Source organism: Pseudomonas sp. GW823-FHT02C05, assembly GCF_058797595.1.
Genome location: NZ_JBXAJU010000002.1, coordinates 740502 through 754744 on the forward strand (window position 1 = coordinate 740502; position 14243 = coordinate 754744).

At 66.8% G+C, this 14243-nt stretch carries 14 protein-coding genes; 8 read left to right on the forward strand and 6 right to left on the reverse strand.

All coding sequences use genetic code 11. From position 1 onward, the window contains the following. Positions 1-49 precede the first annotated feature (49 nt). The 4 genes from AC1RGE_RS14410 (at position 50) to AC1RGE_RS14425 (ending at position 3784) form a co-directional block, all read left to right on the forward strand. Positions 50-688, forward strand: a complete 639-nt coding sequence (locus AC1RGE_RS14410) for a LysE family translocator (RefSeq protein WP_011059744.1) — start codon at positions 50-52, stop codon at positions 686-688. A 104-nt stretch (positions 689-792) separates the two neighbouring features. Next, a complete protein-coding gene (locus AC1RGE_RS14415; RefSeq protein WP_011059745.1) occupies positions 793-2142 on the forward strand; it encodes a sensor domain-containing protein in 1350 nt (449 codons plus the stop codon). 159 nt (positions 2143-2301) lie between these two features. Then, entirely contained in the window at positions 2302-2832 is a 531-nt protein-coding gene (locus AC1RGE_RS14420) for a DUF4142 domain-containing protein (protein ID WP_492584521.1), read from the forward strand. Between the two features lie 43 nt (positions 2833-2875). Continuing rightward, complete coding sequence (locus AC1RGE_RS14425; protein WP_011059747.1) at positions 2876-3784, forward strand: SDR family oxidoreductase; 909 nt, start codon at positions 2876-2878, stop codon at positions 3782-3784. Between the two features lie 38 nt (positions 3785-3822). On the opposite strand, the gene AC1RGE_RS14430 is transcribed toward AC1RGE_RS14425, so the two are convergent. Further along, positions 3823-4233, reverse strand: coding sequence for a low affinity iron permease family protein (locus tag AC1RGE_RS14430; RefSeq protein ID WP_011059748.1), 411 nt, complete (start codon positions 4231-4233; stop codon positions 3823-3825). Positions 4234-4435: 202 nt separating this feature from the next. Between AC1RGE_RS14430 and AC1RGE_RS14435 the strand changes: the two genes are divergently transcribed. Beyond that, positions 4436-5209, forward strand: a complete 774-nt coding sequence (locus AC1RGE_RS14435; RefSeq protein ID WP_019096079.1) for a GNAT family N-acetyltransferase — start codon at positions 4436-4438, stop codon at positions 5207-5209. A 7-nt stretch (positions 5210-5216) separates the two neighbouring features. Here AC1RGE_RS14435 and AC1RGE_RS14440 read toward each other — a convergent pair whose 3' ends face one another. Genes AC1RGE_RS14440 through AC1RGE_RS14460 form a run of 5 tightly spaced genes read right to left on the reverse strand, consistent with a single transcriptional unit; the run spans position 5217 to position 9619 of the window. Then, positions 5217-5993 carry an AraC family transcriptional regulator gene (locus AC1RGE_RS14440; protein ID WP_011059750.1) on the reverse strand — a complete coding sequence of 259 codons (777 nt, stop codon included), beginning with the start codon at positions 5991-5993 and terminating at the stop codon, positions 5217-5219. A gap of 59 nt (positions 5994-6052) precedes the next feature. Then, positions 6053-7342, reverse strand: coding sequence for an FAD-dependent oxidoreductase (locus AC1RGE_RS14445; RefSeq protein WP_492584523.1), 1290 nt, complete (start codon positions 7340-7342; stop codon positions 6053-6055). Further along, a complete protein-coding gene (locus AC1RGE_RS14450) occupies positions 7339-7572 on the reverse strand; it encodes a 2Fe-2S iron-sulfur cluster-binding protein (protein WP_065364417.1) in 234 nt (77 codons plus the stop codon). The genes AC1RGE_RS14445 and AC1RGE_RS14450 overlap by 4 nt, the downstream gene beginning before the upstream one ends. Beyond that, the gene (locus AC1RGE_RS14455) at positions 7569-8690 is read right to left on the reverse strand and encodes an NAD(P)/FAD-dependent oxidoreductase (protein ID WP_492584525.1); all 1122 of its coding nucleotides are present in this window, start codon (positions 8688-8690) and stop codon (positions 7569-7571) included. Before AC1RGE_RS14455 ends, AC1RGE_RS14450 begins: the two co-directional genes overlap by 4 nt. Further along, positions 8687-9619 carry a 4-hydroxyproline epimerase gene (locus AC1RGE_RS14460; RefSeq protein WP_401155332.1) on the reverse strand — a complete coding sequence of 311 codons (933 nt, stop codon included), beginning with the start codon at positions 9617-9619 and terminating at the stop codon, positions 8687-8689. The genes AC1RGE_RS14455 and AC1RGE_RS14460 overlap by 4 nt, the downstream gene beginning before the upstream one ends. A 276-nt stretch (positions 9620-9895) precedes the next feature. Between AC1RGE_RS14460 and AC1RGE_RS14465 the strand changes: the two genes are divergently transcribed. The 3 genes from AC1RGE_RS14465 to AC1RGE_RS14475 all read left to right on the forward strand — a co-directional run bounded on the left by AC1RGE_RS14465 (position 9896) and on the right by AC1RGE_RS14475 (position 14154). Then, positions 9896-10816 (forward strand): dihydrodipicolinate synthase family protein, encoded by a 921-nt coding sequence (locus AC1RGE_RS14465; protein ID WP_019094822.1) that lies wholly within the window; start codon positions 9896-9898, stop codon positions 10814-10816. A gap of 159 nt (positions 10817-10975) precedes the next feature. After that, complete coding sequence (locus AC1RGE_RS14470) at positions 10976-12547, forward strand: APC family permease (RefSeq protein ID WP_011059756.1); 1572 nt, start codon at positions 10976-10978, stop codon at positions 12545-12547. Positions 12548-12579: 32 nt separating this feature from the next. Continuing rightward, a complete protein-coding gene (locus AC1RGE_RS14475; protein ID WP_492584527.1) occupies positions 12580-14154 on the forward strand; it encodes an aldehyde dehydrogenase (NADP(+)) in 1575 nt (524 codons plus the stop codon). Positions 14155-14243: the final 89 nt, after the last annotated feature.

Here is a 14243-nt window from a genome sequence, read left to right on the forward strand (position 1 = left end):
CCCCTGTGCCTGGCGTTTTTGTCAGGCGCATCGTCCTGGAGTCTTGCTGATGACCTCATCGCTGTTGCTGGCCGTTATCGCCTCGGGTTTCATTTATGCGATCACCCCTGGGCCCGGAGTGCTGGCGGTGTTCGGCATCGGCGCGGCCCGCGGGCGGCAGGCGGGGGCCGGTTTTCTCTGCGGGCACATGCTGGGCGACGTGGTCTGGTGCAGCACGGCGCTGATCGCCATTGTCGGGGCCCGGGAGATCGGCAGCGATGCGTTCAATATCCTCGGCGTGCTCAGCGGCCTGTACCTGTTCTGGCTCGGCCTGCGGGCCATCCGCAGTAAACCGCGCGATGGCGACGAACCCCAGGGCCCGGCGCGCAACCCGTTCTGGCACGGGATCCTGTTCGGCCTGACCAATCCCAAGGCTTATCCGGTGGCGGTGGCAACCTTCACCGCGCTGCTCTCCAGCCGCGCGGAGCTGTTGACCTGGTCGATGCTGCCGGGGCTGATTGCCCTGAGTTTCCTTGGCGGCCTTGGCGCATACGCTATCCTCATCGGCATCGTCGGCGCGCGTAAGGTACGTAATTGGTACCAGCGCCACGAGCTGGCGATCACCCGGGTCTGCGGGGTGATGTTCATCGGTTTCGCGATCAATGCCCTGCTGCACGCAGTGCCAGGGTTGGTCGGCAACAAGGCGTGACGCGCCGCGCGGGTTGCGACGGTGTGCAGTTGCAGGCTTCGGCCTGCGACCGGGCTCAAGGGATGGGTACTCAGTGCATTTTTCATGGGTAGTAGCTTTCTCTGATGGCAACCAAGAACTCCGCGCCTCTGGCCAGTTTCATCGACCTGCTCCTGGACGCCGTGTGCGCCGTGGATGTCGAGGGTCGCTTCGTGTTCGTCAGCGCCGCCTGTGAGCGGGTCTTCGGCTACACCGCCGACGAGCTGATCGGCCGCCCGATGATCGAGCTGGTGCACCCGGCCGATCGTGAACGTACCTTGCAGGCCGCCCGGGAAATCATGGGCGGGGTGCCCAAGCCGAATTTCGAGAACCGCTACGTGCGCAAGGACGGGCGGGTGGCGCATATTCTCTGGTCGGCGCGCTGGTCGGAAGTGGACCAGTTGCGCATCGCCGTGGCCCGCGACATCACCGAGCGCAAGCAGGCGGAATCCCGGCAGGCGGCGCTGTACGCGATTTCCGAGGCGGCCCATGCCACCGAAGACCTGCTGGTGCTGTTCCGGCATGTGCATCGGATCATCGGCGAATGGCTGCCGGCGCTGAACTGTTCCCTGGCGCTCTACGACGAGCGCAGCGCCAGCCTGAGTTTTCCCTATCACGTCGATGACTGCGAAGGCAGCCCGGAACTGCCGGGCACCTTGATCGAACGCTTCTGTGTCGAGGTGCTGCAATGCGGCCAGCCCTTGCTGCTGGCGCCGGAGTGCCCGGTGAACCGGGTGCTCTGGAGCGAGTTCGCGGCTATCCAGGGTTCGCGCTGCTGGCTGGGCGTGCCGCTGAATTCGCAAAAGGGCACCATCGGCGTGCTGATGGTCAAGAGCGCCCCGGGCACCGAAAGCTACAGCGAACAGGACCAGGAACTCTTGCAGTACGTCAGCGCGCAGCTGGCCGCGGCCATCGAACGCAAGCAGCTGCATGCACGCCTGCACTACATGGCCGAATACGATCAATTGACTCACCTGCCCAACCGCGAACTGCTGCGCGAGCGCCTGCGTTCGGCCCTGGCCCGGGCCCGGCGCGAGTCGGGGCGCATGGCCCTGCTGTATGTCGACCTGGACAAGTTCAAGGAGGTCAACGACACCTGCGGGCACGCGGTGGGGGACATGCTGCTGCAAGCGGTGGCCAACCGGCTCAAGGGCTGCGTGCGGGAAACCGACACCGTGGCGCGGATCGGCGGCGACGAGTTCGTGATCCTGCTGGAGAGCGTGCAGCACAGCGAGGACGCCCAGCGGGTAGCGGAGAAGATCCGGCGGACGCTGGGCGAGCCGCTGCGCCTGGACGGCCACTCGTTGAACATCCTGCCGAGCATCGGCATCGGCCTGTATCCCGAGCATGGCCTGGAGGAAAAACAGCTTTTCAAGCACGCCGACGAAGCCATGTACGCGGTCAAGCGGGCACAGAAAAGCCGCTCCAACGCCTGAGCCGGCAAGCACCGGATGAAGCCCTGGCCCGGCCGTGCCGGGGTTCACCGTTCGTCGTGCAAGCGAGGGTTTTTCTAAACCTTTGCGCCCCCCACCTTTCCCTATGCAGACGGGAGCCATGGCTTCCGGCAGATCAATTTGCAAGCGGAGAGCCACCTCATGAACCCCATGGCCACAGTCATGCGCGGTGCCGGACTGGCACTGCTCCTGGGCCTTGGCGCCACCAGCGCCCTGGCCCAGTCCCCCGCGGATTTCATCGACGACGCCTCGGCCAAGGGCATGGCCGATATCGAAGCCAGCCGCCTGGCCCACCAGCAGACCTCATCCAAGGCGGTCAAGGAATACACCATCCAGGTGATCAACGACCGCACCACCGCCAACCAGCACCTGGCCAAGATCGCCAAGCAGCTGGACTTGCCGGTCGCCCCCCGGGAACAGGTGATGGACCAGGCCAAGCGCCTGATGCCCCGTGTACCTGAAGCCGAGGGCGAGGACTTCGATCGCGCTTACGCCGCCAGCCAGGTCAAGGCCACCGAAGAAGCCATCGAGCAGATCCAGCAGCAGGCGCAGACCAGCGAGGTGCCGGAGCTCAAGGCATTTGCCGAAGAGACCCTGCCCAAGCTGGAAAACCACCTGCAGACGGCCAAGGCCCTGCAGGCCGGGCGCCGGTCCGACCGGCTGGACGGTTGAGCCCCGCCGTTGCCCCATCCTTGCCCTTTAGTTGGAGAGCACCATGTCGACTCAACCCGTATCCAATCAGTACGCGATGCAGGATCCCCTGACCCAGTACCCCCAGCCGGAATTTCCCGACCAGCCGCAAACGGCGCCGGGCATCGACCAGGACATGATTCCCCGTCCCGACCACGGCGAGCACAGCTATCACGGTTTTGGCCGGTTGCTGGGGCGCAAGGCCCTGATCACCGGCGGCGATTCGGGTATCGGCCGCGCGGCGGCCATTGCCTATGCCCGTGAAGGCGCGGACGTCGCCATCAACTACCTGCCCGAGGAGGAGCGCGACGCCCGCCAGGTGATAGAGCTGATCAAGGCCGCCGGGCGCAAGGCCGTTGCGCTTCCCGGCGATATCAGCGACGAACGTTTCTGCCGCGACCTGGTGCGCCGGGCCCATGAGCAACTGGGTGGGCTGGACATCCTGGTCAACGTGGCGGGCAAGCAGGTGGCGCAGGAGGACATCGCCGACATCAGCACCGCTCAGTTCGACGCCACCTTGAAGACCAACGTGTATGCCTTGTTCTGGATCTGTCAGGCGGCCTTGCCGCTGATGCCGGCTGGCGCCACGGTGATCAACACCGCGTCGATCCAGTCCTACCAGCCTTCGGCCAGCCTCCTGGATTACGCCACCACCAAGGCGGCGATCGTGGCTTTCACCAAGGCCCTGGCCAAACAGGTGATCGGGCGGGGGATCCGGGTCAACGCCGTGGCGCCGGGGCCGATCTGGACCGTACTGCAACCCAGTGGTGGCCAGCCTCGGGAAAAGATCCCGCAGTTCGGCCTGCAAACCCCCATGAAGCGTCCGGGGCAGCCGGCGGAATGCGCTCCCCTGTACGTGCTATTGGCGTCGCAGGAATCGAGCTACATCACCGGCGAAGTGTTCGGGGTCACCGGCGGCAACCCTCTGCCCTAGGATGATCGGCGCAGGGGCCAGCCTTCGCCGAGCCGATCTCAGCACTGATTGAGATCGGTCTTGTCCTGCTGGCTGGAGGTGCTGACGGACAGCTCGGAATCGCCGCCCTGGCCGATCTCGCGGTATTCGCGGCGCATCTGCTCCAGCTGCTTGAGGTCCAGCCCGTCCAGGTTGAGCATGGCGTTGTGGGCCGCCTTGGTGGCCCGCAGCAGCTCGTCGATCTTCAAGTGCAGAATGTCGTTGTCGCGGTTCTGGGTGTTCTGGATCAGGAACACCATGAGGAAGGTGATGATGGTGGTGGAGGTATTGATGATCAACTGCCAGGTGTCGTTGAAGTGAAACACCGGCCCGCTGAGCCCCCAGATCAGAATCAGCAACAGCGCGCCGAGAAAGGTTTTCGGGCTGCCGGCCCACATCGATAGCGCTTGCGAGATCTTCGAGAACTTCATGGCCGTGTTCCTTATGGGGAGGTGTCTGAAGGTGTGACAGCAGGGCTCTGGCGAAAGTGCTTTTTTTCCAGTGCCCGCTTACACCTCACAACACTCCTTCGCACAATAAAACAGGATTGTGCTGGAGCTGTCGGGGCGCTGGGCTTAACGTGGCCCGGGCCAGGTGCCCCATGGGGCGCCACGACGCTCAAGGAGGCAGCTTATGTCGGCCAGTACCGGTGCTTCGGTCATCGACCTGTATCACCAGGCGCAAGACTATTTCTTCGTTTCCATCTCCCAGTTCTATCGACGTTTCGGCAGTGGCCTGAGTGCCTATTGCACCGGGGTCGAAGCCAGCAGCCTGAACCTGTTGATGATGAATGTCTGCGCTGTCGACGAGCCGGGGGCGTTGGCCGAAGGCGTGGCGTTCCTGCAGCGCACGGGCATGCCGTTCTGTGTGGTGGTGCCCGAGGCGCTGGTGCCCCGGGTCAGCGGGCAATTGCACCAGCAGCATCTGCTGGCGGCGGACAAGACCACCTGCATGGTGCTCGATCTGACGCGCCATGAGCCCCGGCAAGCGCTTGCGGCGCAGGCCCAGGTGCGCTGTAGCGACCTGCGCCTGGAGGATTGGGCGCAGCCCGTGCAGAGTGCATTCGAGTCCGGCGAGGGGGGGATCGAGCAGTACCTGGCCCGGCATCGGGCGGCGCTGTCGGCGGGCCGGGCCCTGAGCCATTTCACCCTGTATGTCGAGGAGCGCCCGGTGAGTGCCCTGACCCTCTCGCTGCTGCCGGGGCTGGCGCGCCTGGATGACATCGGCACCGTGCAGGATTGCCAGGGCCAGGGCTATGCCACGGCGCTGATTCAAGCGGTGCTGGCGTTCGCCCGGGCCAGGGGGGCCAGGACCTGCGTGCTGGAAGCCTCCCTCGATGGCCTGTCGATCTACCGCAAGGCTGGCTTCGAACCGCTGTTCGACTACCGCACCTTCTGCCAGGAATGAGCCTGCCCTAGCGGGCAGCGTTCTGCCGGAACTGGCGCGGGCTGAGCCCGGTCAGGGCCTTGAACTGGCGGCTGAAGGCACTGTGGTCGGTGTAGCCGCATTGCAGCGCGACCTCGGTGATGGGTTCTTCGGTGAGCAGCAACTGCGAAGCGTGTTCCAGGCGGACCTTGTGGATCATCTGCCGTGGCGTGAGGTGGAAGATGCGCTTGCAGTAGCGCTCCAGCTGGGCAGTGGACAGGCTGGCGATGCGGGTCAGGTCGTCCAGGCGGATGGCCTCGCTGTAGTGCTCGCGGATATGCCGGTCCACCGCTGCCAGGCGTTCATAGGCCGGATGGGTGTCATGGGCGGCCTGCAGGTCCAGGGAGATCCCGGCCATGCCGATGATCTGCCCGTCACGCCCGTACAGCGGCAGTTTGTGGGTCAGGCACCAGCCGGGCTCGCGGCTGCCATACAGATGCAGTTCCAGCTGGCCCTTGATGGTGATGCCCTGGCGCAGCACGCGCTGGTCCTGCTCGGTGTAGACCGGGCCGAGCACCGCCGGGAAGACTTCGGCGGAGGTCTTGCCCAGCAGGGGCCGCACATTCTTGAAACCGCAGCGCTGGGCCAGGGTCAGGTTGGCCACTCGGTAGCGGGCCTGCAGGTCCTTGATGAAGAACACCGCGCTGGGGATGCAGTCCAGCAGCGGGGTGATCGGCGCCATATTGGCCAGCAGGCCATTGAGGTCCCGGGGTGCATGGGCGGCGATGGCCCGGGGCAAGTGGTGCAGCTGTGCGCCATCGATCATCGTCTGCCTCTCTCTATGGGGGCTTGGGGGATGGATCTGGGTCGATAAAGCCAAGGGGTTCAGGGGCCGCCGGTTGCATTGTCGGCGCCGGGGCGTGCCTGCTGGCTGTCGAGCAGCAGCGTGGCGATTCGCGCCGGCACCAGGGGTGCCCGTGGCGGGGTGGGCGCCCAGCCGAACAGGCGGTGGGCCGCGCTGGCACAGACCCGGCCCTGGCAGGCGCCCATGCCGCAGCGGCTCTGCAGCTTGGCCTGGGCCCAGTCGGGGGCTGCGGCCACGGCGGCGTAGGGCACATCCTCGCACCGGCACAGCAGAGTATCAGCTCGGGCCAGTTGCAGGACCTGCGGTTGCAGCTCGAAATGCCGCAGCAGGCGCTCGGCAAAATGCTGCCAGTGACGGCGCTGCTGGATCAGTTCGGCGGCCCGGTCTGCCTGCCCGCTGGCCACACAGCCGGCGATCCGGCCTTCGATCAGCGCCAGTTCGCTGCCACCGATGCCCGTGCACTCGCCGGCGGCCAGGACCTGGGGCAGGCTGCTGCGCTGTTGCTGATCGACCGCGATGGCGCCCTGTTCCAGGCGGCAGCCCAGGTGGTTGGCCAGGCGCACATTGGGTACCAGGCCGAAGCCGCAGGCCAGGTAGTCGCAGGGGATTTCCAGGGTGCGCCGGCCCTGGCGGATGCGCACGGCCTGCAGGTGCTGCTCGCCCAGTGCCTCGACCACGTGGGCGTTGCAGCGATAGCTCGGGGTGGCCAGGCTCAGGGCCTGGGCCAGCTTGTTCGGCCAGCGCCACAACTGGGCGGCAAAGCCCAGCAGCGAGGCCGCCGGGGCCTGTTCCAGCACCCGCACCACCCGGCCGCCGGCGCGGCGCGCGGTGGCGGCGCTGGCCAGCAGCAAGGGACCGCTGCCGGCGATCACCAGGGTCTTTCCTGCCACCGCCAGGCCGTTCTTGAGCAGCGCTTGCAGGCCGCCGGCCCCGGTCACCCCGGGCAGGGTCCAGCCGGGGAAGGGCAGCAGCAGTTCCTGGGCGCCACAGCACAGGATCAGTTGTTCGAATTCCACGTGCCAGGCCTGCCGGGCATCTTCGAGCAACAGGCTGTGGGTGCCCAGGGTCGAGATGATGCGGGTGGCGCTGAGGTAGCGCACCGCCGGGTGCTGCAGCACCTTGAAGTGCTCAGTCTGGGCGGCGCTGGGCGGATGCTGGGGGCCGTGGCGCCAGATCTGGCCGCCGGGGCGCGGGTTGTCATCGACGATCAGGATCGAGCTGGCACTGTGGCTGGCGGCCTGGGCGGCGGCCAGCCCCGCCGGGCCGCTGCCGACGATGAGGATCTGGCACTGCAGGTGGCGGGCGGTCATTGGCTGCGCTCCACCTGCATGCCGTCCCGGCACAGGGTCTGGCAGGCCAGCTGGCGGCGGCCATCGATGGTCATCCGGCATTCCTGGCAGATGCCCATGCCGCAGAACATGGTCCGCGGCTGGCCACCGCAGGAGGTGCGGGTGCGCGGGTCGGCACTGCCGGCCACGGCGGCGCCCACGCTGAGGCCGTCGGCCACCTGTAGGGCCTGCTGGTCCAGGTAGATGATCATGGCAAGTCTCCAGTCAGGGCGGCGAAGCGCCCGGGCAGATAGGGGCGTGGGTCGAGCGCCGGGCATTCGCCCAGCATCAGGTCCACCAGCAGTCGCGCGCTGCCGGGTGCGGTGGTGACTCCCAGGCCTTCATGCCCGACCGCCAGCCACAGGCCCGGTTGCCGCGGGTGTTCGCCGAGGATTGGCAGGCCATCCGGCGTGGCGGCGCGAAAGCCGGTCCAGGCGCGGATGCCGTTGAGCTCGGCGAGCGCCGGCAGGTAGTCCACGGCGCGCCGCAGCATGGGCGCCAGTACGCTGGGTTCGATGGCCGGATCGAGGGTGTCGAACTGTCGGGACGAGCCGATCAGCAACTGACCGGTGGGCCGCGGCTGGACATTGAACGCCACCGAGGTGCCGTGGCTGGCGTGGGCGCTGGCGGCGTAACCCAGCTCCACCAGTTGGTGGCCGACCTGGTGCGGGTAGCGGTCGCTGATCAGCAGATGGCCCTTCTTCGGGCGCAGGGGCAGGGCCGGCAACAGTTCCCGGGCAGCGAAGCCGTTGGCCAGCAGCACCCGTTGTGCCCTCAGCACGCGACCGTCGGCGAGCTCCACCTGGTCCCCGGCGACGCTGCGCACCCGGGCTGCCTGGCGCCTGATCAGCGAAGCGTTGCCGAGCAGCCAGTGAGCAGTGGCCGGGGCGTAGAGGATCGCGTCGCCGGGGATCTTCAGCGCACCGGCCAGGCCTTTGCGCAACATCGGTTCCAGGCTCGCCAGCCGGGTGCTGTCCAGCAGCTCGCCGCTGATGCCGTGGTCGGCCAGGGCCTGCTGCTTGGTTCGCGCCAGGTCCCTCTCGTGGTGGTCGGCGGCCAGCCACAAGGTGCCGCAGTTCCGGTAGGCGCAGGCCTCGGGCAGGCGTTCGCGCAGCTGCCGCCAGAGGCCGAGGGAGTAGTGACTCAAGGCCAGTTCCGCCGGGTTGTCGTCCATCACCACCAGATGGCCCATGCCGGCCCCGGTGGCACCGCCACGACCATCGTCGAGCACCTGCACCCGCAGGCCGCGCCGGGCCAGCTCATGGGCGCAGGCGGCACCGATGATGCCAGCGCCCACCACTATCACCTCGGCCTCGGCCACCGGCGTCACGAGCCGATGCCCCAGGCGAACGGATCGCTGTCGTCCAGCAGCAGAGTGGCTTCGGCGCTGATGTGGGCATTGCCGCGAAGGATCGGAATCAGTTGCTCGCCGACCTTCTCATAGTGGGCGCTGAACTGGCTGCCGATGACACTGGCCTGGCGCCAGGCCTGGCCCGGGGCGAGCTTGCCGTCCGCCGCCAGGCACGCCAGCTTGGCGCTGGTGCCAGTGCCGCAGGGCGAACGGTCGTAGGCCTTGCCGGGGCAGAGCACGAAGTTGCGGCTGTCGGCCTGCGGGTCGTCGGCGAACAGTTCGATGTGGTCGATGACCCCGCCCTCGGCGCCGGTGATGCCGGCGGCTTCGAGGGCCTGGCGCACGTCCCAGGTGTAGTGGGTCAGGGCTTCGACATTGTCCAGGGCAATGCGCTGGCCGTGGTCGCTGATCAGGAAGAACCAGTTGCCGCCCCAGGCGATGTCGCCGTGCACCTTGCCGTGGCCGGGCAGTTGCAGCATCACCTGGGTGCGGTAGCGGTAGGCGGGGACGTTGCGCACGCTCACCGACAGGTCCTCGTGCAGGGTGGCCTCGACGGTGCCCACCGGGGTTTCGATACGGTGCACGCCCTGGTCGATGCGCCCCAGGTGATACAGCGAGCGCACCAGGCCAATGGTGCCGTGGCCGCACATGCCCAGGTAGCCGCTGTTGTTGAAGAAGATCACTCCGGCACAGGCGTCGCCGGCCTGCGGCTGGCACAGCAGGGCCCCCACCAGCACGTCGCTGCCCCTGGGTTCGAGGACGCAGGCCCGGCGCCACTGGTCGTGCTCGCGCTCCAGGATCTGCAAGCGTTCGGCCATGGAGCCGCGGCCCAGGTCGGGAAAGCCGTCGATGACCAGGCGGGTGGGTTCACCCCCGGTGTGGGAGTCGATCACGGTTATTTTTTTCATGAGGGCACCTGAGGGCAAAGAGCTACAGAGTGGCCTTGGCGGGGGCGCTGCCGCTTGTGGGTTTTCGCTGTCGTGGATGACGAAATCGGCACAGTCCGTTCGGCTGTCGAGGCGGTGTGCGAGGAACGCGCCGGTGAGCCGCGAGCGTCGGGCAAGTGTGCCGATTTCGTCTCCTTCGGGGGTGAAAAGTCTCAAGCTGCGACGGGGATAAAAGGCGACTCTGGATTTCGTATCCAACGCCTGTCGGCCCGGCCGACCTCATACAAGGACAAGACCATGAGCCGTAAAGCCATCCAGTGGAGCGGTGTGTTCCCCGCAGTGACCACCCAGTTCAACGCCGATTTTTCCCTGAACCTGCAAGCCACCCACAAGGTCATGCGCAGCCTGGTGGACGATGGCGTCTCGGGGCTGGTGGTGTGCGGCACCGTGGGGGAGAACACCTCGTTGACCACCGCGGAAAAACTCGCGGTGATCGAAGTGGCCAAGGACGCCGCCGGCGGCCGGGTGCCGGTGATTGCCGGGGTGGCCGAATTCACCACCGAGTTTGCCCGCAACACCGTGCGCGAGGCCGCCAGGGCCGGGGCCGACGGGGTGATGGTGATGCCCGCCCTGGTGTACTCGGCCAAGCCCCATGAGACCGCCGCGCATTTTCGCGCCGTGGCCACCGGCACCGACCTGCCGGTGATGGTCTACAACAACCCGCCCATCTACAAGAACGACGTCACCCCCGACGTACTGATCGCCCTGCAGGACTGCGAGAACATCGTCTGCTTCAAGGATTCCTCCGGCGATACCCGGCGCTTCATCGACCTGCGCAATGCCGTCGGCGACCGCTTCGTGCTGTTCGCCGGGCTCGATGACGTGGTGGTGGAAAGCGTTGCGGTGGGCGCCGAGGGCTGGGTCTCCGGGATGTCCGTGGCCTTCCCCAAGGAGGGCGAGACGCTGTTCCGCCTGGCCAAGGAAAAGCGCTTCGAGGAAGCCCTCACCCTTTACCGCTGGTTCATGCCTCTGCTGCACCTGGATGCCCGTCCGGACCTGGTGCAGTGCATCAAGCTCTGCGAGGAACTGGTAGGGCGTGGTTCGTCCATTACCCGGCCGCCGCGCTTGCCGCTGCAGGGCGAGACGCTGGCCGAGGTCAAGGCGATTGTCGCCAAGGCCCTGGCCACGCGCCCGAGCCTGCCCAACGTCGGCTTGTAAGGCGTTCACGGGCGCCCAGGGTGAAGGGCGCCCGCTTTCGAACAACAGCTCCGGGAAGCCACGAGGCACAGCCCGGGTGCAGTGCTGCAAGCGTCGGACGGCCCCGCCGACGTGACATTCCATCTGCCCATTCCAATAATCCAAAACAGGCGCAGCCCCATGTCAGGCAAAGGCAAATTCAAGAAACAACTCTCTCTGGTGGACCTGACCTTTATCGGTCTGGGTGCGATTTTCGGTTCCGGCTGGCTGTTCGCTGCCAGCCACGTTTCGGCGATTGCCGGGCCGGCGGGGATCTTTTCCTGGCTGCTGGGCGGCTTTGCCGTACTGCTGCTGGGCATCGTCTACTGTGAGCTGGGGGCAGCCCTGCCCCGGGCCGGCGGGGTAGTGCGCTATCCGGTGTTTTCCCACGGGCCGCTGCTGGGCTACCTGATGGGGTTCATCACCCTGATCGCCTTTTCCAGCCTGGTGGCGATTGAAGTGGTGGCGGCCCGGCAGTACGCCGCGGCCTGGTTCCCGGCGCTGACCCACGAGGGTTCGAGCAACCCGACGATCATCGGCTGGCTGGTGCAGTTCGCCCTGTTGTGCCTGTTCTTCTGGCTCAACTACTACAGCGTCAAGACCTTCGCCAAATCCAACAACTTCATCAGCCTGTTCAAGTTCATCGTGCCGCTGCTGGTGATCGGGGTGCTGTTCAGCTTCTTCAAGCCCGATAACTTCCATGTCCAGGGCTTTGCGCCGTTCGGTCTCTCGGGGATCGAGATGGCGGTCTCGGCGGGGGGCATCATCTTTGCCTACCTGGGGCTGACCCCGATCATTTCCGTGGCCAGCGAAGTGCGCAATCCGCAGCGCACCATTCCCATTGCCCTGATCCTTTCGGTGTTGCTCTCGACCCTGATCTACGGCCTGCTGCAACTGGCCTTCCTGGGCAGCATTCCCACGGAAATGCTGGCCAACGGCTGGAGCGGCATCAGCAAGGAGTTCTCTCTGCCGTACCGCGATATCGCCCTGACGCTCGGGGTCGGCTGGCTGGCCTACCTGGTGGTGGCCGACGCGGTGATCTCCCCCAGCGGCTGCGGCAACATCTACATGAACGCCACGCCGCGGGTGGTCTACGGCTGGGCCCGTACCGGGACCTTTTTCAAGATCTTCACCCGCATCGACGAAGAGTCCGGCATTCCGCGTCCGGCGCTGTGGCTGACCTTCGGCCTGTCGGTGTTCTGGACCTTGCCGTTCCCTTCCTGGGAAGCCCTGATCAATGTGGTCTCGGCGGCCCTGGTACTGAGCTATGCAGTGGCGCCCATCAGTGTCGCGGCCTTGCGCAAGAGCGCGCCGGAGTTGGCGCGGCCGTTCCGCGTGCGTGGTTTTGCCCTGCTGGGGCCGGTGTCCTTCGTGATCGCGGCGCTGATCGTCTACTGGTCGGGCTGGGGCACGGTGTCCTGGCTGCTGGGGCTGCAGATCCTGATGTTCGTGATCTACCTGTTGTGCAAGCGCCTGGTGCCCACCGATCACTTGAGCCTTGGCGAACAGGTGCGTTCGTCCCTGTGGCTGATCGCGTTCTATGCCCTGACCATCGTCATTTCCTACCTGGGCAGCTTCGGCGGCATCGGCGCCCTGGCTCACCCCTTCGACACCCTGACCGTCACCCTCATGGCTCTGTGTATCTACTACTGGGGCGCCAACACCGGCGTGCCCGGCGCCAAGCTGGTGCTGGACGGCGATGAGGTGGAATGAGGGTGCCCACTTTCAAGCAGACGAGGCAAACCATGACTGTTACTGGACAGATGCTGATCGGCCAGCAAGCCGGCTTAGGCACCCACGGGCATATCCATGGGCTGAACGCGGCCACCGGCCAGGTGCTGCAACCGGCTTTTGGCGGGGCCGCACCGGCCGACCTGGAGCGTGCCTGTGCCCTGGCCCAGGCGGCGTTCGAGCCTTATCGGCTGTTGCCGCTGGAGCGGCGGGCGGCGTTTCTGGAGAGTATCGCCAGCCAGATTCTTGAGCTGGGGGATGAACTGATCGAGCGTTGCCTGCTGGAAACCGGCCTGCCCCGTGCCCGCCTGGAAGGCGAGCGCGGGCGCACCGTTGGCCAGTTGCGGCTGTTTGCCGCGGTGGTGCGCAAGGGCGGGTTTCTCGGGGTGCGGATCGACCCGGCGCAGCCCGGGCGCCAGCCTTTGCCCAGGGTCGACCTGCGCTTGCGGCAGATGGGTCTGGGGCCGGTGGTGGTATTCGGTGCGTCGAACTTTCCTTTGGCCTTTTCCGTGGCTGGCGGCGATACCGCATCGGCCCTGGCGGCGGGCTGCCCGGTGATCGTCAAGGCGCACTCGGCCCACCCCGGCACCTCGGAACTGGTGGCCCAGGCCATCGCCCGGGCGGCACGGCAGCAGGGAATGCCCGAAGGGGTGTTTTCACTGTTGTTCGACAGTGGCCGGGATATCGGCCAGGGGCTGGTGGCGGACTCGCGGATCAAGGCCGTGGGTTTCACCGGCTCGCGCAGCGGCGGGATGGCCCTGATGCAGATCGCCGCGGCGCGCGCCGAGCCGATCCCGGTGTATGCGGAGATGAGTTCGATCAATCCGGTGCTGCTGTTGCCCCATGCCCTCGAGGAGCGCGGCGAGCAGATCGCCCCGGCGTTTGTCGCCTCGCTGACCCAGGGCGCCGGGCAGTTCTGCACCAACCCGGGGTTGATCCTGGCCGTCGATGGGCCGGCGTTGCAGCGTTTTGAGCGGGCCGCCGCCGAGGCCCTCGGCCACGTGGCGGCGCAGACCATGCTCACGCCGGGCATTTACCGCAGCTACTGCCAAGGCGTGGCCAGCCTCGCGGCGCATGCCCGGGTGCAGCTCCTGGCCCAGGGCCCGGAAGGGCAGGGCCAGCAGGCGCGCGGGGCATTGTTCGCCACCTCGGCCGCGGCGTTCATGGCGTGCCCCGAGTTACGCGGGGAGATCTTTGGCCCGGCCTCGCTGATTGTCCGCTGCGCCGACTTGACTGTCCTGCAACAGGTACTGCGCAGCCTGGAGGGCCAGCTGACCATTGCCATTCACCTGGGCGAGGGCGATCAGCCGCAGGTGCGGGCGCTGCTGCCGCTGCTGGAGAGCAAGGCCGGGCGCCTGCTGGCCAACGGTTTCGGCACCGGTGTCGAAGTGGCCCATGCCATGGTCCATGGCGGGCCGTTCCCGGCCACTTCCGACAGCCGCAGCACTTCCGTGGGCAGCCTGGCGATCCAGCGCTTCCTGCGCCCGGTGTCCTACCAGGACCTGCCCGAGTCGCTGTTGCCGGCTGAACTGCACAGCGCCAATCCATTGCAGGTGCCGCAGCTGCTCGACGGCCAGGGCCCGGGCTGACCCGAGGCGCGCCTGCTCTCCTCGGGAGTGCCGGCGCGCCTGCTCATCCTTCTTGCCTTACCTATCCGCAAACTCTCCCACAGGAGCGT